The organism is Pseudoduganella sp. OTU4001, assembly GCF_038440195.1.
Taxonomy (GTDB): domain Bacteria; phylum Pseudomonadota; class Gammaproteobacteria; order Burkholderiales; family Burkholderiaceae_D; genus Rugamonas.
This window is the reverse complement of record NZ_JASATG010000027.1, coordinates 14799-32784: the sequence shown is the minus strand read 5'-3', so window position 1 is coordinate 32784 and position 17986 is coordinate 14799. Positions and strand designations below refer to the sequence as shown.

17 protein-coding genes are annotated in these 17986 nt (G+C 58.9%); 1 reads left to right on the top strand and 16 read right to left on the bottom strand.

Features of this window, described 5'->3' with window-relative positions; translation table 11 throughout:
- Positions 1-45: 45 nt before the first annotated feature.
- From AAHE99_RS20390 to AAHE99_RS20325, 14 genes are all read right to left on the bottom strand, one after another.
- On the bottom strand, positions 46-1026 hold the full coding sequence (locus AAHE99_RS20390) for a T6SS immunity protein Tli4 family protein (protein WP_342119194.1): 981 nt from the start codon (positions 1024-1026) through the stop codon (positions 46-48).
- Positions 1027-1115: 89 nt separating this feature from the next.
- Positions 1116-2801 (bottom strand): esterase/lipase family protein, encoded by a 1686-nt coding sequence (locus AAHE99_RS20385; RefSeq protein ID WP_342119193.1) that lies wholly within the window; start codon positions 2799-2801, stop codon positions 1116-1118.
- An 8-nt stretch (positions 2802-2809) separates the two neighbouring features.
- Complete coding sequence (locus tag AAHE99_RS20380) at positions 2810-5542, bottom strand: type VI secretion system Vgr family protein (protein ID WP_342119192.1); 2733 nt, start codon at positions 5540-5542, stop codon at positions 2810-2812.
- Positions 5543-5635: 93 nt separating this feature from the next.
- Entirely contained in the window at positions 5636-6889 is a 1254-nt protein-coding gene (locus AAHE99_RS20375; protein WP_342119191.1) for a hypothetical protein, read from the bottom strand.
- A 49-nt stretch (positions 6890-6938) separates the two neighbouring features.
- Positions 6939-8615, bottom strand: a complete 1677-nt coding sequence (gene tssF / locus AAHE99_RS20370; protein WP_342119190.1) for a type VI secretion system baseplate subunit TssF — start codon at positions 8613-8615, stop codon at positions 6939-6941.
- A 2-nt stretch (positions 8616-8617) separates the two neighbouring features.
- A complete protein-coding gene (locus tag AAHE99_RS20365; protein ID WP_342119189.1) occupies positions 8618-9370 on the bottom strand; it encodes a hypothetical protein in 753 nt (250 codons plus the stop codon).
- Positions 9371-9513: 143 nt separating this feature from the next.
- Positions 9514-10779, bottom strand: a complete 1266-nt coding sequence (locus tag AAHE99_RS20360) for an NAD(P)/FAD-dependent oxidoreductase (protein WP_342119188.1) — start codon at positions 10777-10779, stop codon at positions 9514-9516.
- Positions 10776-11114 (bottom strand): c-type cytochrome, encoded by a 339-nt coding sequence (locus AAHE99_RS20355; RefSeq protein ID WP_342119187.1) that lies wholly within the window; start codon positions 11112-11114, stop codon positions 10776-10778. Before AAHE99_RS20355 ends, AAHE99_RS20360 begins: the two co-directional genes overlap by 4 nt.
- The gene (gene soxA, locus AAHE99_RS20350; protein ID WP_342119186.1) at positions 11111-11887 is read right to left on the bottom strand and encodes a sulfur oxidation c-type cytochrome SoxA; all 777 of its coding nucleotides are present in this window, start codon (positions 11885-11887) and stop codon (positions 11111-11113) included. The genes AAHE99_RS20355 and soxA overlap by 4 nt, the downstream gene beginning before the upstream one ends.
- The gene (soxZ, locus tag AAHE99_RS20345; protein WP_342119185.1) at positions 11884-12207 is read right to left on the bottom strand and encodes a thiosulfate oxidation carrier complex protein SoxZ; all 324 of its coding nucleotides are present in this window, start codon (positions 12205-12207) and stop codon (positions 11884-11886) included. Before soxZ ends, soxA begins: the two co-directional genes overlap by 4 nt.
- Position 12208: 1 nt before the next feature.
- Complete coding sequence (locus tag AAHE99_RS20340; RefSeq protein ID WP_342119184.1) at positions 12209-12652, bottom strand: SoxY-related AACIE arm protein; 444 nt, start codon at positions 12650-12652, stop codon at positions 12209-12211.
- Positions 12649-13044: a sulfur oxidation c-type cytochrome SoxX gene (gene soxX, locus AAHE99_RS20335; RefSeq protein ID WP_342119183.1), complete on the bottom strand. Its 396-nt coding sequence runs from the start codon at positions 13042-13044 to the stop codon at positions 12649-12651. The genes AAHE99_RS20340 and soxX overlap by 4 nt, the downstream gene beginning before the upstream one ends.
- A gap of 48 nt (positions 13045-13092) precedes the next feature.
- Positions 13093-15273 carry a xanthine dehydrogenase family protein molybdopterin-binding subunit gene (locus AAHE99_RS20330; RefSeq protein WP_342119182.1) on the bottom strand — a complete coding sequence of 727 codons (2181 nt, stop codon included), beginning with the start codon at positions 15271-15273 and terminating at the stop codon, positions 13093-13095.
- Positions 15270-15764 carry a (2Fe-2S)-binding protein gene (locus tag AAHE99_RS20325; RefSeq protein WP_342119181.1) on the bottom strand — a complete coding sequence of 165 codons (495 nt, stop codon included), beginning with the start codon at positions 15762-15764 and terminating at the stop codon, positions 15270-15272. The genes AAHE99_RS20330 and AAHE99_RS20325 overlap by 4 nt, the downstream gene beginning before the upstream one ends.
- A 167-nt stretch (positions 15765-15931) precedes the next feature.
- On the opposite strand from AAHE99_RS20325, the gene AAHE99_RS20320 reads away from it, so the two are divergent.
- Positions 15932-16534 (top strand): OmpW/AlkL family protein, encoded by a 603-nt coding sequence (locus tag AAHE99_RS20320; protein WP_342119180.1) that lies wholly within the window; start codon positions 15932-15934, stop codon positions 16532-16534.
- Here the strand turns inward: AAHE99_RS20320 and AAHE99_RS20315 are convergent.
- Together AAHE99_RS20315 and AAHE99_RS20310 are read right to left on the bottom strand one after the other, a co-directional pair.
- Positions 16531-17001: a DUF2244 domain-containing protein gene (locus AAHE99_RS20315; protein ID WP_342119179.1), complete on the bottom strand. Its 471-nt coding sequence runs from the start codon at positions 16999-17001 to the stop codon at positions 16531-16533. The two genes, AAHE99_RS20320 and AAHE99_RS20315, sit on opposite strands and share 4 nt — an antisense overlap.
- 15 nt (positions 17002-17016) lie before the next feature.
- Positions 17017-17940: a LysR family transcriptional regulator gene (locus AAHE99_RS20310; RefSeq protein ID WP_342119178.1), complete on the bottom strand. Its 924-nt coding sequence runs from the start codon at positions 17938-17940 to the stop codon at positions 17017-17019.
- Positions 17941-17986 lie beyond the last annotated feature (46 nt).

The window sequence follows — 17986 nt, the reverse complement described above, 5'->3', positions numbered from 1 at the left end:
GGCACACAGGCAGGCGGCGGCTGGGCTATTCAGCCGCTACGCTGATCATTTATCGTGAACAAGACGCGGCCTAATCGAACCGAGGACCTTGTCCCAAAGATAAATGGCTTCGTCATCAGATATGCTCGGCAGTGTTCCGCCAATCTTGTTATCGTGTACGCCCGTATGGAGCTGCACGTCGAGCACTGGGAGAAAAGGATTTTTCGGCTCCCCTTGACTCATGTAGGCAAACTCATGGGACTCCTCTTCGTGCGTTTGCGAAGGCTTTCTCGCTGCAATTTCAAAGCCATCCCAGCCGCCGATCCGACGTGGCCCTTCTCTTAAGAACTTGATTCGCTTGTACCAATGTCCATGGCCACCTTTGATCGCGTCCTTCTCAGCAGCCCTAATACGGGGTTCCAGTGCGTCCGACTCGATGCGAATGTCCTTCTTAGTCATCTGGATCGACATATGCACATCATCAAATTCCTTCAAGCGAATCCCAAGTGAAACTGCTTCAACCATGTAGTTAGCAGGCTCACCTAAGAATGCGCCATCAATACAAATTCCGTCCTCGGCAGGAATGTCCTCCTCACTTCGATACCTAAGCAAAGATGCAATTTCCTTCGCCTTGCGTACCGCCTCATAGGCGTCTTCTTTTCCGTAAGCCTCGTACTCCTGCAGAAACAGATCATTGCCGGCACTGACAAAGGACTGAATGTTATATGCCGCCGTATCTCCACGCCCAATTGAAAAGACTAATTTTTGGTTCGGACCTATCCCCTCCATCACTGTTCCGAGAAGCGATGACTTGGATTTCAGCTCACCTAATGCAAGCCATCTTCTCTCCTCAACAGCCCTTACCGCTTCCTCAATAGCGGCGTGCAGGTTGGCGCCCTCGGAAGGCCGTCTCGAGATCTCAACCGGAACCCTTGCTGGGCCGTACACGACTTCGGCCGTTTCTGGAATATCGACGATAAAACGTCCAATGCATACTTTTTTTGTTTTGCTGAAGACATTGCTTAGTCTGTTTTCCTTGCTCAACATGCCACCCTCCGATTGGAATGCAACTATCGAAGAAAAAATCAAGGTGACCGCTACGCAGACTTTGATCACACTTGCAGAGGTACGCCGACTCACGGTTCATTCCAATCCATGGTTAGCGCAATCTTTACGATACTGAACAACGTCGACAGAACAGCCTTTGTGTCGCTGTAACTGGCTTGGTGCTCATATCCTGTCTGCCTAAAAATTCCCTTGAATTTGCCATTTACAAATTGATGATCGGCAGACTTTGCAGGAACAGTTTCATCGCCAGGGCCGCTCGACTTACCAAGAAAAACCTTCACGCTTTGGTGCACACCAGGCACCGCCTCCGGATCCTCTAAAATCAGCTTTCCTTGTTGACTGTCGGAACGGATCACGAGCTTTTCCCAATGAGCTGGAACCCGTGTTGAATCAAAGTTCCAAGTTATCGACTCCCAGGAATGGCGACGAGCATCTGCTCCATAGTGCGCAAAGCTCTGCGGATGGTAAGTGGCGGCAATGGCCAAATGGAATGCCTTTGCGCGCTCAAGTCTCTGGCAGCTCATCTTGAAACTGGATACATCGCTTCTTGCTGGATTCAACCATTCGTCACGAAGCAGTCCGAACCACCTATCCTTCAATTGATAAATTTCGCGATAGGGATCCCCGGCTTTGGGAAAACTTTCGAGTACCACTCCATTAGCCATCACCTTCAACCATCCATTGCCGTATTCACAGCTTGGTAATAATTGCAGGCCGCCGATTGAGTTCCCCAAAACGGCCGTCACTTCGGAGCCAAAGTTTCCGAGAATTTTAGGAGCAGGTGAAAGCCCAAAGGGCCCTTCCTCAAAGCCACAACGCATGCGCTTGTATGCCGCAGGCGCGCCTACAGCTGGCAATACTCCATGTACGGTTCCAAGAATTTTCTCGCCCATGTTTCCCATCTCAGGGTGGACAAGTGCTCGACCAACTAGACCACCCATAGAATGCGTGACGAGGATGACCTTCTTACATTGAAGCCCCTGCGCAGAGTACTTATCGATTAAGTTCTGTATTCTTTTTGCGAGCAAGGTGGCAGAGCTATCTGCCGGATGCAGCCAGTTGTAACCCATCGCATGGACGGGAAACAAACAACCTTTCACTGCCTTCTTCAGATCTTCATCTGTCAACGGAGTCAGCTTTGGGCTCTCGGTAGCGCCCCATTGCGTTGGATCGACGTCAACTACTCTCGTCAGCCCTCCCGCCGCTATTGGGCCATTCAGATCCTGTTCACAGGTTTCCAAAATGTGCCGGTAACTTGAGAAATAGATTTCTCCCCAACCTCGCTCGAGAGCCTTCTCCTCTTTAGATCTGGCCGAATGTTGCGTCGGTGGATCGTCAACAAGCAGTAGCGAATCTCCCGATGGAATTTTTACTCGGACGCGGCCGTTAGCTTGGCGTTCTTGCGCTGTCTCGGAATTGTTGCCCGTCGGAGCCTCGCCCTCATCGTACGAATCAACTTCCGTTGTGAGTGGGTCAAGCTGCAACTGCCTCATAGCCGGATCAGCGCTTATTAGTCCCAATGCTTCTGTAATCCGGTCCGGGCGCCAAGCTATGTTGTTCTTTCGATTCAATTGCCGCTGACGCTCCCGAGACATTCTTAAATTGCTTCCCATAATCCCGGGTAAAAACACAATTGGAAGCACACGCTTTGGCGGCACACGTAATGTTTGCGGGATCTTGTCTTCCTTAGGTGTCGCATAGCCTGTAGCCATGACTTGGCCAGCTTTGACTTTTGGAGGCAGCGGGGAGTTCATTCGGCAACCTAATCGATAAGTTCAATTTCGTACTGAGCGAATGCCACCTTAGTTCTGAACCTCTCCGTAAGCCCTTGCTCGTCTGTCACACCCTCATACGACTTTCCATCCTCCACCTTGATTCGATATCTGCGGTTCGCCAGTGGCTCCTCGGTCTTCAGATCAAGCACTTGAACCTGCTGGTCATGCGTTACTTCGGTGTTCGGAACATTGAATTTTTCTGGAGTGCCGTCACCGGCCGACAAATGATCGAATTTGGAAGATCTTATTGTGTGCGAACCACTGCTCTGCTGGGTGATCTTTCCACCACCATAATCAGCCTGCGTGCCTTGAGCGATCAACTTAATGGCCGGCGAATGGAGTTCAATCTGCTCGTTGGCGACTAGTTTGATCTTCTTCGATGCAGTGATCTCTATACTGTCGTTTTGAGATCGAATCTTGATGTCACCTCCGGCAGCAACCAGCTTTATACCGATCTTGCAGGCGAGGACGCTAATGCCTTGGGCAGCCCTCGCAAATAGGCTCCCGCCTGCACCAAAATTGGTGTCTCTACCGCTGCTTGAATGCAGATCCAATTTCGAAGCCAGGACAATCGTCTCAGATGCTCCTGCGACTATCCCACTGCTAGAAGAAATCGCCACAACCTTTTCATGGCTGCCTTCACGCCACCTTTCCAGGCTCGTCACCATGCCACCTAACGAATCTTCAGCACCACCATCCTCGGACGACCTCTCTGCAACCTGCGCCAAATGTCGATGAACTCCGTGAGCCAGTTTCGCAGCACTCAAACACGGCCCAGCGTCCAGGACTTCGCTTTTCGTACTTTCGAACGAAGCCGACGCAATTAACACTCCACTCTCACCTCGCAGACTAGCCGCCAACTGAGTTGCGAGCTCAATTCCTTCCCCACGTTTTCCTCCAATGCCATCCGATCGTTCATGCGTAATGAAGCCCATGCTTAGCTTTGATGATCCATGATCGCTTCCAATCTGCACACTGATTTCGCCTTTAGTATCATCGAAGCGAAGTCGATTACCTTGGCTACCGCCAATTTCCTTGCTCCTTAAGCCAGAAAGAAATCGATTTCCAGGCAGTCCCCCAGCATTGCTTAGTGCCGGCGGCTTCCCCTGCTCGTTAAACACTTGGCCAACAATAATCGGCCTATCCGGATCTCCAGACAGGAACGCAACCAGCACTTCCGCTCCCACCCGCGGTAAATGTATTCCGCCACACTGATATGTGCTCCCCGGTCCGCTTCCGGCCCAATTAGTTGCCACTCGAATCCAGGAGGAGTCCGTATCGCTCTCAGATGCGCCCGCTCCTTGCGCATGTTCGTGGTCAGAGTCACGAGTTGTACGGAATCGTACTTTTACCCTGCCGAGTTCATCGCAGTGGACTTCATCATCGCCAGCCCCTACAACAATTGCACTTTGCATTGGGACATTGGGAATATCTAACCGCGCGTCGTACGAAGGTGTGATCTGAATATCCCTTCGCACAGCGGTAAAGGCAATCTCATTTCGTGTCAAATATCGCCCCCGACTTTCCGCTGCAAGTGCTCCTCCCTCAATCCAGCGATTGTGCGCAAAAAGACCGAAAACTCTCTTCGCAAGCTCCTTGCTCAAATTGTTGGAAAGAGAAGCGTGCATCGATGTCACGACAAAATCGCAATCGCTGCCAGAATGGCTATCAATCTCTGGATGGCCCTCCAGTGTGAAGTACTCCCCCACGCACATCTCTCGCACGCTACCCTTACCGTAGAAGCATTTGGCGTCGAGGTCGTGACGATTCATTGCCAGCTGGCCCAATTGGCAAAGGTCATCGTAATCGTCGCCCGCATGCGGCGATAAGACCTGGTAATCATCCAGACTGGCGGCCATTTGATTTCCAGTCTCGCCCTGGTTCGAGTTGCCTTGGGCGGTGGCGAACATGAGGCCAGGGGTTTGTGGCCGTTTGTAATCCCAACTGAAGCGCGTAACGCTGGCGGGCTGCAAAGTGCGGACCGCGCACCAGGAAGTGATCGAGTCGCGCTCCTCAGTGCCATCGTCGCGGTGATAGCGCACTACGCCGGCCGCGTTTGGCGGCAGGCTGTCCGGGTGGTTGAACAGGACCATCGTATGCGATGGCGAGTTGCTTTGATCAGCGCGGAAGTACCATGCAATGCCACGGCGTTTCAGCAGCCGTTTGATAAAAGCAGCGTCGGATTCGTTGTACTGCATGGTGAATTCGCGCTGCGGGTATTGCTGGTGGCCGAACAGGTCGTCCTTCTCGTAGCGGAAGCAAGTGCCGATGATCGGATTGGTCGTGCGCCATTCATCCAGAATGACTTCGACAATCTCCACTTCGTTCTTGTTGCGGAACACGCGCGTGTTGGTGCGCTTTTCCATGATGGACAGCGCATCGCGCATCACCAGCTGGTAACTGGCCAGGCCGCCGTCGCTGTCGCCGGCGCGGGCTTCTGTGACGATGCCGCAGATACTGCGCAGGTCGCCGCGGTCGGTCACGATATCGACCGCAACGGGCAACGCGATCAGCTCCTTCAGCGGGATGAACGCGTCGAGCGAAACGCACAGGATGCGGTACTCCAGGCTTCCGCAAATGGATTCTGTACCCTGCACATGCTGCGGTAGCAGTACATCTTCCAGCATCTGCGTAGGATGCGCGAGGCGTAAGCGCAACGGGCGGTTATCTGTGATCAGATCCTTATCTTGCAGGAAGAAGCTAAGCAGGGCGTTGTCCACGGCAGGCTCCGTTCGTCTGGGTGACGCGAGAGCCTATGGTGGCATGCGTAAAGATTGCCGACGTTGAGGTAAAGCAAACTCTGTCGACGTGCGTCAGCCCCGCTTCACGAATCCAAGCATAGATTCGATATAGGCTCGGCCACGCGGCTCCTCCGGAAGCGCCAGATAGAGTGCAGCTTTCACTTGCGATTCATCCATCTCCAGCGCTGTGCCAGCTTGAAGTGCTGCTTCCCATGCAGAATAGACCTCCATCCCGGTGATCTCATAACCCACACCCTGCGCGATGTATGAGAGTGCTGCCAAGCTGGCGGCAAGCGCGAATTCAGGCTGCCTTTGGGCAAAGTCGCGCCCCGCGCGGATCAACGTTCGCGGATCGGTTGGGCTTTGCTTGACCAGCTCTATTGCCAGATCGTAGAGGCCAGCATCTTTGGCGGCAGCAAACCACTTTCCTTCCTGCCCAGGTTTGCTGGCCGCCAGGTCACGCAGAATGGTCTCGCTATCCATCGCTGGGTATTTCTTGCGGATGGAGCGGAAGATAGCCAGGTTAGTGGTGCCGTCTGCCGCTGCGATTGCGTAGCGCGCATAGGCTTCTTCAGTATGGCCGGTATCGAGCATGACGGACTCGCAGAAGGCAGCGATATGTCCGGGATCCCAACTCGAACGCTCGGTGGCTTCGGCGTACTGGATCGACTTCGCAACATCGCCCTTGGCGAGCCATGCTTTAGCTCCCCAACGACGTTCGTGCCACCAATTGAGCCTCGACGATTCTAGTAGGTCCAGCAGTTCGTCATATCGCTTGGCTGCGTACAAGGCGCTCAGGCACAGTGTGCTTGCCTTGAAGTAGCTGTAACGCTCCTTTGGTGCATTCAAGTCATCCTTTAGCCCTGGGATGAATTTATCGGCCCAACGCGACGCCATTTCCTGAGTCGCGCACAGCTCACCCCAATAGTCGGCCAAGACGTCGAGGTAGCCCATATCGTCGTCTTCCAACGCTTTCCATAAGCGCTCCAGCCAGCGTTGGCGAGTCTGGTCGCCGACTTTTGGTTTGGCGATTATGGGAACGAGCGTCGCGATCGCGTGACGCACTGCGGAACCCATGGCGCCGGAAGAACTGTCGACCTGGCCCAGGGCTGGTGACAGCTTTTCCAACAACAGGATTGCGCCTTCGCTTGCCAGCTCCGGGTCGGGGCGGACAAATTGCTTAATTTCGGCTAACGCCTCTTTGAGGCGGGAAATCGGCAAATCGGATTTCCATCCAAAGCCGTTACGACGAAATCGCTTGGCGAACTCCCAAGTATGACTTGCATCTTTCATTTGCAATTTTGACCGTGGCGAAAGGGCGATCATACCTCAGCCAGTCCTAGCGGATGCGGAGCTACCGGAACCAAAGGAATAGTCAGGCCAGCCTACGTGAACCAACGCGTGGACTGGTTTGGCACAACACTTGGCCATCCCCATTGGCGACGCGTAGTTGTGCGAAGCGGTTTTCGCGAAGCTTATCGGCCAGCGCGCGGGCCAACAGTTCGGCCAGGGTGTGGATGCTGTGTTCCCGCAATGCCGGTTCGTCGACGATCAGGGTGAATTCTGTGCCGTGCATGTGCATGCGGCCCATCGGGTGTTGCAGCCAGGTGGTGGATGGTTTGGCGACCAGGCCTTTCAGGCATGCGGTGTATTTGCAGCCGTGCAGCTGTAATAAATTACAGAGCGACGGCAGGGAGGTCGCTTCGCTGAAGAACGCTTCGCATAGGAAGCCTGGGTCGGATATGTGGCTGCTGGCTCCGGGGGCGTGCAGGAACTGGATGGGGAAGTTGCCGACGCTGACTTCGGATATGAGCTCGCACGGCTGGTGGAGGATTTCGCTGTTGGTGCATTTGAGCTGCGCGGTCACGCTTCCGGTTTCCATCTTGACTGGGCGCTGCTCACGGTCTACGAACTTGAGGGCGAAGCCTTCCTGATGCTCGATCTGCCAGTAGGGTCCTGGCGCCGTGTGTTCCGTGCCGCGGAAGGGTGGGAAGGTCTTATCGCCGTCCTTGTTCAGGGCGGCTACGTGTTCAACGCTGTAGATATCGCAGCCTGGCTTCATTGGTGTGAGTGGATAGGCTTCGCTACGGCCATCCAGGCGGATCGCTTCGGCTGACTGCGGGAAGATGTTGATCACAGGTGTGCAGGCTAGCTGGAAGTTCCTTGCGCTGGCCTGGCGGATGTATGGTGTGCAGGCGGGAAGCACGATGTGCAGGGTGATTTTGCTGCAGCCTTGTGGGCACAGGGCTGATATGGCTGCCAGGTCCAGGTCAATGAAGCTGAATTTTTCGGGTAGCTGGAAGAGCTCCGTCAGGAGACGTTGGCTTTGCGGGCCGGGTTGGTGCGGGAGGAGGGATTCCTCTTCCGTGTAACCGGCTGGGGTGAAGGGGGATTGGTCCAGCAGGAGCCAGGTCGTATTGACCTCAAGGCAGACGCACAGGCTTCGCATGAGAATAGCGTCAAGCAGTGCAGAGCGTAGTTCCGGGGTGCCGTCTATGAAGATGCGCAGCTTTGGTCGGGCGGGCTTGTCGAAGGATGCGCTGCCGGCGGTGGATTCAATCGTGATGATCAGGGCTGAGGTGGCATTGCTCGGCAAGCGTAGCGTGGTGGGGAGGTTGATTGTTGACTGGAATTTGGCGCTGCTTACTGCGAATGGCGTGACGCTGGTGTTGTAGGCGGTGGTGAATTTGTGCTCGCCTGCGCGGAGGACTGAGCCTCGCGGCAGTTCGCTGACGGTGCTGATTTCGTTCGCGCGTGCTGACGATGTGTCGATCTGAACTATGCCGCGTGATGGAATGGTTTGGAGGTAATGGGGTTGGAGGGTTTGCAGCAGGGCGCGGTGGAAGTCGCCTCGGTTCTCTTCAATCGACTGCTGCATGGATGCGTTGAGCAGGGCAACCGATTGCAGCAGGCGTTCCACTTCGGGGTCGGTGCTGGCGTCCGGGCCCAGTTCGAGGGCGGCTGCGGTTTCTGGGTGGTCTTCGGCGTATTGGCGGGTGGCGTGGCGCAGGCGGCCAAGCTCTAGCTCGTAGTGGTGCAGCAGTTTGTCCATGGTCAGCTCCGGAGGTTGATGACGATCTTGATGCCAACTTCACGTTCGAATCGGGCCAGGCGGTAGATCCATAGGTAGGTGTGCACGACCATGCGGGAGAAGGCGTGCATGGCCATTGGTGTGGTGATGAGGGCGCAGAGTGCGAGGCTGGAGCTGGATTTGTCGTAGCGGATGGTGGATGCGAGGATTGGGGCGCCGGCGATGACTGCGGCGGTCATTGACCATCCGTCGATGCGGGTTGGGCCGGTGGCGTGGCGGCCAACGTAGGTCAGCAAGGTGCTGATGGAGCGGGTGGTGATGACGTTGTCTTTCAGCTCGTCGGAGAGGAAGGATTCGAAGCGGCAGCCGGTGTCTTTATCTGTGGCGGTGTTCCAGATGCGGATCGCTGCGAGCACTGCGCAGGCGAACGTCAGGATAGTGGCGGTGGTCTGCCATGCAGGTGGCGGCAGTGCGTATGCGGAGAGCACGATGACGGGGGCGACCAGCATGCATAGCGGGACGAGGTAGATGAAGATGAGGGTGACGAGGGCGGTGTCCATCAATCGCTCGGGGTTGCCGCTACGGGATGCGAGGCGCCAGAGGTAGATCACGCCGGCGAAGTGGGCGACAGCCAGGCATAGCTGCAGGCGCAGGCCGGTCTGGTTGAGGGAGATCGGCATTGCGAACAGCGAGAGCAGCAGGATTGATGTGCCCCAGGACAGGGCGGAGAAGTGCCAAAGGTTTGGTCCGGCCTGCGCGGTGGGTCGTTTTAGCATGATGTCACCATTAGTCAAGGCTAGCCCGACCAATGGTGGCACTTACGAGCACAGCAGCGTTTGCGCTAAAACAAGGTTACTGCTGGCTGCTGGTGGGAAAGAAATGTCCACTTTTGTTCCTGACCCCATAACGGACAAAAGATTCAGGAGAGCATGTCGGACCAGATGTTCTGGGCCCAGCTGGTGGCGTAGTGGCCTTCGAGTTCGGTGGGGCCGGGGCTGACGCCGCCGCTGCCGGGGATGACTAGCAGCGTTTTCTTTTCTGCGTTGTAGGCGTGCACGCTGGCTACGTGGATCACGTCTTTGTCGCTGATGAAGCTGTAGCAGGTGTTCGTCAGCATGGGGACTTGCTCGGGGACGCGGCCGCTTAATAAGTCGACTATGGCGGCGGCGCAGACTTTGCCGTGCTGGTTGGCCATGTGACCGGATTTTGGCATCAACGGTGAGACCTGGATGGCGTCGCCGATTACGTGGATGTTCTTTGCCTGCGTCGATTCGAACGTGAGGAAGTCGACTTCGCACCAGCGTTTGTTCATGTTGGCGAGGCCTGTCTGTGCGGCGATGGCGCCGGCGCGCTGGGGTGGGACGATGTTCAGTACGTCGGCTTTTACTTTGTCGCCAAGTTCGGAGATGGCAGTGCGGGTGGCGACGTCTACTTCCGTTGTCTTGAAGCTGGGGCGGTATTCGATGATGCTGGCATAGCGGTCTTTCCAGACCTTTTTGAATAGGGGGCCTTTGCTGACCACGTCTTCGTTGGCGTCGAGCAGGAGCACTTTGGATTTCGGCTTGTGCTGGCTAAAGTAGTGGGCGATCTGGCATACGCGTTCGTATGGGCCGGGTGGGCAGCGGTAGGGGGCGAGTGGGACGCTCATGGCGTACACGCCGCCGTCTGGCATGGCTTCGAGCTGGGCGCGCAGGGCTGTGGTTTGGGGGCCGGCTTTCCAGGCGTGGAGGATTTTGTCTTGGGCGCCGGCGACGTCCATGCCGCCTACTTCGTTCCATAGGAATTCAACGCCGGGGCTCAGGACCAGGCGGTCGTAGTTGAGGACTTCTCCGCTTAGTAGTTTGACGGTGCGCTTGTCGGGGTCGATGCTGGAGGCGCTGTCGTGCACGATCTTGACGCCGTGCTTGCGTTGCAGCTCGTCGTAGCTGCGGGTGAGCTCTTGCAGTTTGCGGGAGCCGCCCAGCACGAGGTTGGATAAGGGGCAGCTGATGAACTGGGCGTTGGGTTCGATCAGGGTGACGTTGATGCTGCCTTGGCTCCACATGCGGATGTATTTGGCGGCTGTGGCGCCGCCGTAACCGCCGCCTACCACTACTACGTGGGGTTTGGCCTGGCCGCCGATGGTGGCGCAGCCGGTGGTTGCGGCGAGGATGGCGGTGGCTTGCAGGAAGTCGCGGCGGTTCATTTGGCGTCTCCTTTACTTTGGGCGGCGAAGTAGGCTGCCAGCGCTTCGAGCTGTTCGTCGGTGTAGCCTTTGGTGAGCTGGGTCATGATCGTGGCCGGGCGCTTGGCGGTCTTGAAGTCTTTGAGCGCTGTCAGGAGCTGGTCTTTGGGCTGGCCGGCGAGCGGGGGCAGCGCGTTGCCTTGCGTGGCGCCGTTGGTGCCGTGGCAGCCGGTGCAGGTGGCGGCGAGGCGGGCGCCAGCTGGAATGGCGCCGGCTGCGGTGGCGGGGAGCGCGACGGACAGTGCGAGCAGCAGCGCTGCGGCTTGCGTAGCGGGTATTGCGGCTGGTGTCTTCATGGCCTTACTCCTGGGGTTTCGATGGACATGCCTTTGGCGCGCTGGGCGAGGTAGGCTTCGAGGTCTACCAGGTCGGGCGCGCCGTAGGGTGGGACTTCGGCTCTTACTCCGTTCATGCAGTTGCGCAGGCGGCGTTGCAGGCTGCCTACGCTTTGCCATTCAAGGCGGTAGATGGGGTAGGCGTTGGCGTGGCCTTGGGGGATCAGGGCGCCGGCCAGTCGTTTGCCGTCGTTGTTGTCGTGGCATTGGGCGCAGCTGAGGTTTAGTTGGCCGATGCGGGTGGTGAAGAGTTTTTGGCCGCGGGCGGCGGCCTGGCGGGTCTGGGCGTCGGTCGCGGGTTGCATGGGGAGGCCGCGGCTTTGCAGGCCGATGTAGGCTTCCAGGGCGAGCAGGTCTTCTGACTCGGGCTTCAGCGCTGGGGCTTGCTGGGCGCTTGCGCGGCACTGGTTGATTTGGTCGCTTAGGGTGATGACTTTGCCGGCGGAGCGCGAGAAGCGGGGGAAGCTGGCGGCTTTGCCGCGCATGGATTGTTTGGCGTCGCTGTGGCAGGTGGCGCAGGATTTGCCGTTGCCGCCCGGCGGGGCGGCAGCCCAGAGTGTCTCGCCGTTGGCGACCCAGAGCATGGCGGGGTTTTGGGTGTCGTCGCGCTGCATGGCTTGCGTGGCGGGGCTCATGTAGTCGGCGCCGGACTTGCGGGCGGGCGCGTCGGGGGCGCCTGCCGCGAGGGCAATGGCGGTGGCAAGCGTCAGCAGGAGCGCGATGAGGGGCTTCATGGCGTTACCGTGAGTTGCTTTCGTTCGGTTTGGGTGAAGCCGTTGTCGCCGGTCCAGGTGAATTCGAGCGTGGCGCTTTCCGTGGCCTTCACGTGGAAGGCGAGGTAGGGGTTGGCGCTCGTGGCGGGGTGGAGGTCGGCGGTGAGTACTGGCTTGCCGGCGTACTTGCATTCGAAGCGGCGGATGATGTTGCGGTCAACTGGCTTGCCGTCGGGGCCGGGGCGGTAGCCGGTTTCCATGGGGTGGGCGATCAGGGCGCGCACTTCAATTATCTCGCCGGGCTTGGCGCTTGCGGGCATGTGGATCAGGGCGGTGGCCATCTTAGATGCCCTCGCCTTCTACGCAGGCGGCCAAGGTGACGATGACGTCGACTGTCTGTTGCCACCATTGGCCGTCGCTGGTGCGGGCTACGGCGGTGAGCTTCTGGCTGGTGGCGAGGCGGATGCGAGTGCTGATTTCTGCTTTGCCGGATAGTGGCGTTAGCTGGAAGCGGGCTACGTCGGGCAAGGGGTTCTTTTCGTTGAAGATGGCGATGTCGGTGACGTGGTCTTGCTCGGTCATGGGGCTGTCGACTCTTACCGTGATCGGGACTGCGTTGCCGTTGTCGATCAACTTGGCGATGTCGATGTGGACGCGGGCGTTTGCTGGCTTGGCGTTCTTTGTGTAGGTGGCGATGGTTGCGGCCATTTCGTCGGGGGTGGCTGCTGCTGGGCGGGCGATGACCAGGAGCGGTAGCGCGGCCAGGAGTTGGCGGCGGGTGGTCATTTGGTGGCCTCGCGTAATGTGGCCAGGTAGGCTACGACGTCTTCTACTTGTTGGGTGGTGAGGATGGGCTTGTCGCGGTAGGTCTCGGCTACGCGTTGCAGGCCGGTTGTTTTGTGGTACGAGGGCATGATGGTGCTGGGGTTTATTGCGCTGCTGTCGGTTATTCGTTGGCGGAGCTGGGTTTCGGTTAGGCGGCTGCCGATGCCTGCGAGGTCGGGGGCTAGGTTGCCTTGGAATTTTTCCTCGGGGATGGGGGCGGTGTGGCAGAGGAGGCAGAGGCCTAGCTGGCGGTTGGCGACGATTTCGCGGCCGCGTTGGGGGTTGCCGGCGGCGGAGGCTTGTTGGGTTAGGAGGGCTGCTAGCAAAAACCCGTAAACCAGTGTCAGACCCAAGGGTCTGACACTGTCTGCGCGACGGCCGGGGGGCATTTCGCTTTTCCTTTAGGCTTTCTTGAGGCTGTGGTTCTTTAGCGGGAGGTCGCGGATTCGTTTGCCTGTTGCGGCGAAAATGGCGTTCAGGACTGCGGGGGCGGCGACGGCAATTGTCGGTTCGCCTACTCCGCCCCAGAAGCCGCCGCTCGGTATGACGATCGTTTCGACCTTGGGCATGTCTTCCATCTTCATCACTTGGTAGGTGTCGAAGTTGGTTTGTTCGGCGGCGCCATCCTTAATCGTGATCTCGCCGTACAGGGCTGCGCTCAGGCCGTAGACGAAACTGCCTTCTACTTGTGCTTCGATCTGCTGCGGATTCACGGCGTGGCCGGGGTCGGTGGCGGCGACGATGCGGTGGATCTTCAGCTTGCCGTCTTTGTTCACCGAGACTTCTGCTACTGCTGCTACGTAGCTGCCGAAGCCCATTGTCTGGGCGATGCCGCGGTAGATGCCTTTCTTCGGTGGCTTGGACCAGCCGGCCTTCTCTGCTACTGCGTTCAGGACTGCCAGGTGCTTGGGGCTGTCCTTCATCAGCTTGCGGCGCAACGCCAGCGGGTCTTGCTTGGTGGCGTGCGCTACTTCGTCGAGGAAGCATTCGAGGTAGATGGCGTTCTGGTTCAGGTTCACGCCGCGCCAGAAGCCGGGCGGTACCGCCGGGTTGCGCATGGCGTGGTCGATCAGCAGGTTGGGGAAGGTGTAGCCGATCGAGGCTTCGGGGCCGGGTGGGTTCAGGCCCTGGAATACTGCGGGGTCTTTGCCGTCCTTGACGTTTTGCGGGAACAGCGCGGCCAGGATCGATTGGCCGGCGATGCGCATGTGGAGGCCGGTGATCTCGCCTTTGGCGTCCAGGCCGGCCGTCAGCTTGCATTGGGTGACAGGGTGGTAGCGGCCGTGCTGCATGTCTTCTTCGCGGGTCCAGATCAATTTGATCGGGGTGCCGGGCATTTCCTTGGCGATCTTCACTACCTGGGTCACCCAGTCGTGCGTGGCGCCGCGTCGGCCGAACCCGCCGCCGAGGTGTAGCTTGGTCACGTCGCACTTGGTTTGCGGCAGGCCGGCGGCTTCGCTGGTGGCGGCCAAGGCGGCTTCGCCGTTCTGGGTTGGGGTCCAGACGTCGCAGCGCTCGGGCGTCCACACGGCGGTGGCGTTCATCACCTCCATCGTGGCGTGGTTCTGGTGGGGGTAGCTGTAGACGGCTTCGATCTTGCGGTGGGCACTGGCCAGGGCGGCTTTGGCGTCGCCGTTGCTGTTGCCTACGGCGGCGTCGGGGGCATCCAGGCCGGCCTTGATCCAGGCGGCAGTATCCTTGCTATTCATGCCGGCGTTGGGGCCTTTGTCCCATTCGATCGGCAGCGCGTCCAGCGCGGTGCGGGCGCGCCACCAGGTGTCGGCTACCACGGCGACTGCGCTGTCGCCTACCTGCAGTACTTTCTTCACGCCGGGTTTGTTGGCGATGGCTGCGGCGTCAAAGCTCTTTACCTTGCCGCCGAAGTGCGGGCAGTCCTTGATCGCGGCGTTCAGCATGCCGGGCAGCTTGAAGTCCATGCCGTAGATTTGCTTGCCGGTGGTCTTGTCGACCGTATCCAGGCGTGCCATGCGTTTGCCGGCCAGCTTCCAGTCTTTGGGGTCTTTCAGCTTGATGTCGGCGGCGGCGGGGGCTTGCAGTTTGCCGGCGGCGTCGGCCACCTTACCGAAGGTCAGCGTGCGGCCGCTTGGGGTGTGGGTGATCACGCTCTTCGCGACCGTGCATTCGGCGGCGGGCACGCCCCACTGCGCGGCGGCGGCTTGCACCAGCATCATGCGGGCTGCGGCGCCGCCTTTGCGGACGTAATCATGCGATTCGCGGACGCCGCGGCTGCCGCCGGTGGAGAAGCTGCCCCAGGCGCGGTTGCGTGCGAGCTGGCGGCCGGGCGATGGGTATTCGGTCGTGACCTTGGCCCAGTCGCCTTCCAGTTCCTCTACTACCAGCTGTGCCAGGCCGGTCAGCGTGCCCTGGCCCATTTCGGAGCGGGCGATGCGCACTACGATGGTGTCGTCGGGTTTGACGACGACCCAGGCATTGATCTCTGGCGCGTCAGCGGCGGCGGCCTGCTGCTGCGCTTCGGCGAAGGGGATGTGGAAGCCGAACATCAGGCCGGCAGTGGCGCCCAGGGAGCGGCCGAGGAAAGCGCGGCGGGTGATCGCGTTCATGCTTTGCTCCCTTCTACGATGTCCAGGCCAGCCAGCTTGGTGTCGCCGCCTTTGGCGATCACGTGGATGGCTTTGCGCACGCGGTTATAGGTGCCGCAGCGGCAGATGTTGGTCATCGCGGCGTCGATATCGGCGTCGGTGGGATTCTTCTTTTGCTTCAGCAGTGCGGCGGCGGCCATGATCATGCCGGACTGGCAGAAGCCGCATTGCGGCACATCCAGCGCGGCCCAGGCTTTCTGCACCGGGTGGCTGCCGTCCTTGCTCAGGCCTTCGATGGTGACGATCTTCTGCTTTTCAGTCACGGTGGAGGCAGGACGCACGCAGCTGCGCGTCGGTTCGCCGTCAATGTGCACGGTGCAGGCGCCGCATTGCGCTACGCCGCAGCCGTATTTGGTACCGGTAAGGCCTAGCTGTTCACGGATCACCCACAGCAGCGGGGTGTCTTCTTCGGCCTCGAACTCGCGTACCTGGCCATTGACGTTCAATTTCATTTCCTGCCTCCGAATAATGGGTGGGATGTGAATCGCGTGATCTTACTCCCGTTTTGGCTGTCTTGTATTCATTCGGGCAATTTTGACTTAGGTCAAAGATTTTGCTGCGTCGCGTCAATAGACTTTCATGTACCAAATCTCAATGACCACATGAAAGAGGTAGTGAAATGAAGAAAGCGATTCTGGCAGTTATCCTGGGCGGCCTGGCTCTCAACGCAATGGCGGCGGACACGGGCTGGCAGGTGCGCGCGCGTGCTGTGCATATCAATCCGGCGGACAAGTCGGATCCGGTGGGCGGCGTTGGTGCGTCGGACCGCATCGGCGTCAGCGACAAGACCATTCCGGAAGTGGACATCTCCTACTTCGTGACCCCGAACATCTCGGCCGAGCTGGTGCTGACTTACCCGCAGAAACATGACGTCTACCTGGATGGCAAGACCGTCGGCACCTTCAAGCACCTGCCGCCGACGCTGCTGGCGCAGTACCACTTCTCGCCTTCCTCGCAAATCAGCCCGTACGTTGGCCTGGGCGTGAACTGGACGACCTTCTCCAAGAACAATATCCTGGGCGGCGCGGGTAGCCTGGAGCACGATAGCTTTGGCCTGGCTGCACAGGCGGGCGTGGACTTCAAGCTGGATAAGAACTGGTCGCTGAACCTGGATATCAAGAAGGTGCAGATCCGCAGCGATGTGCTGATCTCCGGCGCCAAGGCTTCCAAGGTCAAGGTTGATCCAGTGCTGCTGGGCGTTGGCGTGGGCTACCGCTTCTAATTATTGAACAGGCCGCCCTGCACTTCCGCGCGCAGCTCCTGGGCCAGCGCGCGGCGGCGCGGGTCGGTGGCGAAGTAGCCAATATCGACGGCTACGCCTTTGGATTCGAGGTGGATCAGATCGCTGGGGTGGGCGGGCATTTGCAGGCGCAGGAAGTAGAGTTCCAGCTGCGTGGCGCTCATTTTGCCGGCGGAGACCTGCTCCACCAGCAGCTTACCGTTGGCGAGGACGATGTGCTCGTAATCCGTCGCGTGGCGCGCGTAGTGCAGGAAGGCGGCGGCCACCGCGGTCATCTCCAGCACGGTGAAGAGCAGCACCTGCCACAGCCCCACCATCACAAAGCCTGTCGCGACCGCGAACGAGAACAGGCACATCAAGCCATAAGCCATCCCCATCTGCTGGGGCGACAATGAGCAATTGCGCCGCAGAAGCCATTCCCTGCGTTCCCTGAGCAAGTCCCGGTTCATGGGGATATTTTATGCCTATGTTGCCAAAAAGCGTTGCGCAATCTGCATGGCCTGGAACTGTTCTGTCACAAAATCCACAAAAGCGCGTGTTTTGCCTGGAAGTAGCTTCTGGCTGGTGAAGTAGAGAGAGATTGGTCCAGCATCGGCATGCCAACCTGGCAACACGCGCACCAGCGCGCCGCTTTCCAGGTGGCGCAGAACGTTCGGCATCGCCATCAGGCCGATGCCCATGCCCATCAAGACGCCCTGCACGATCGCATCAGGGTCGCTGGCGGACATACATGGCCGCTGTTCGGCGACTTGCTCGGCGCCGGCCTTATTACGCAGTGTGCGCTGGCGCAGGCGGCCCGTCACGCTGGAACGCATGACCACGCCCTCGTAATCGATCAAGTCGGACGGCTGGCGCGGCGCCTTCCTGCCGCGCAAGAAGGCCGGTGTGGCTACGGCAACGATGTGGATGCGCGCCAGTTCGCGTGCAATTACGCCAGGCCGCAGCTCGATGCCGCCGCCAATGGCGGCGTCAAAGCCTTCAGTCACCAGGTCAACCTGGCGGTTCTCCAGGTACCAGTCAGTTACCACTGAGGGAAAGCGGGCGTTAAATTCGGGCATTAGCGGCAACAGGAAATCGCGGGCAAAGCCAGGCGCGGCACTCAGCTTGAGCGTGCCGGCAGGCTGGCCGGCCGTGTTGCTGATATCGGCAATCGCTGACTGGATGCTGTCCAGGCCGCCGGAAACCGTGCCCAGGAAGCGCTCGCCGGCTTCGGTGAGGGTAAGGCCGCGTGTGCTGCGTTGGAACAGCTGCACGCCAAGGTTGCGCTCCAGCTGCGCCACGTTGCGGCTCACGGCGGCCGCTGTCAGCCCAAGACGCCGGGCGGCGGCTGAGAAGCTGGATGCTTCGGCACTGCGCACAAAGCTTTCAAGGTTGGAGAGGGTTTCCATCGCGGGTCTTTCAACGTTTGCTTGAAATAGATTATAGCCAGTCGCT

Excerpts from the sequence above, each read along its gene's own strand:
- AAHE99_RS20375 (WP_342119191.1), bottom strand. The coding sequence starts at position 6,889 with ATGATCGCCCTTTCGCCACGGTCAAAATTGCAAATGAAAGATGCAAGT.
- AAHE99_RS20310 (WP_342119178.1), bottom strand. The coding sequence starts at position 17,940 with ATGGAAACCCTCTCCAACCTTGAAAGCTTTGTGCGCAGTGCCGAAGCA.
- AAHE99_RS20385 (WP_342119193.1), bottom strand. The coding sequence starts at position 2,801 with ATGAACTCCCCGCTGCCTCCAAAAGTCAAAGCTGGCCAAGTCATGGCT.
- soxA (WP_342119186.1), bottom strand. The coding sequence starts at position 11,887 with ATGAAGCCCCTCATCGCGCTCCTGCTGACGCTTGCCACCGCCATTGCC.
- soxZ (WP_342119185.1), bottom strand. The coding sequence starts at position 12,207 with ATGGCCACCGCCCTGATCCACATGCCCGCAAGCGCCAAGCCCGGCGAG.
- AAHE99_RS20315 (WP_342119179.1), bottom strand. The coding sequence starts at position 17,001 with ATGAACCGGGACTTGCTCAGGGAACGCAGGGAATGGCTTCTGCGGCGC.
- AAHE99_RS20320 (WP_342119180.1), top strand. The coding sequence starts at position 15,932 with ATGAAGAAAGCGATTCTGGCAGTTATCCTGGGCGGCCTGGCTCTCAAC.
- AAHE99_RS20360 (WP_342119188.1), bottom strand. The coding sequence starts at position 10,779 with ATGAACCGCCGCGACTTCCTGCAAGCCACCGCCATCCTCGCCGCAACC.
- AAHE99_RS20330 (WP_342119182.1), bottom strand. The coding sequence starts at position 15,273 with ATGAACGCGATCACCCGCCGCGCTTTCCTCGGCCGCTCCCTGGGCGCC.
- AAHE99_RS20390 (WP_342119194.1), bottom strand. The coding sequence starts at position 1,026 with ATGTTGAGCAAGGAAAACAGACTAAGCAATGTCTTCAGCAAAACAAAA.
- AAHE99_RS20355 (WP_342119187.1), bottom strand. The coding sequence starts at position 11,114 with ATGAAGACACCAGCCGCAATACCCGCTACGCAAGCCGCAGCGCTGCTG.
- tssF (WP_342119190.1), bottom strand. The coding sequence starts at position 8,615 with ATGGACAAACTGCTGCACCACTACGAGCTAGAGCTTGGCCGCCTGCGC.
- AAHE99_RS20340 (WP_342119184.1), bottom strand. The coding sequence starts at position 12,652 with ATGACCACCCGCCGCCAACTCCTGGCCGCGCTACCGCTCCTGGTCATC.
- AAHE99_RS20325 (WP_342119181.1), bottom strand. The coding sequence starts at position 15,764 with ATGAAATTGAACGTCAATGGCCAGGTACGCGAGTTCGAGGCCGAAGAA.
- AAHE99_RS20365 (WP_342119189.1), bottom strand. The coding sequence starts at position 9,370 with ATGCTAAAACGACCCACCGCGCAGGCCGGACCAAACCTTTGGCACTTC.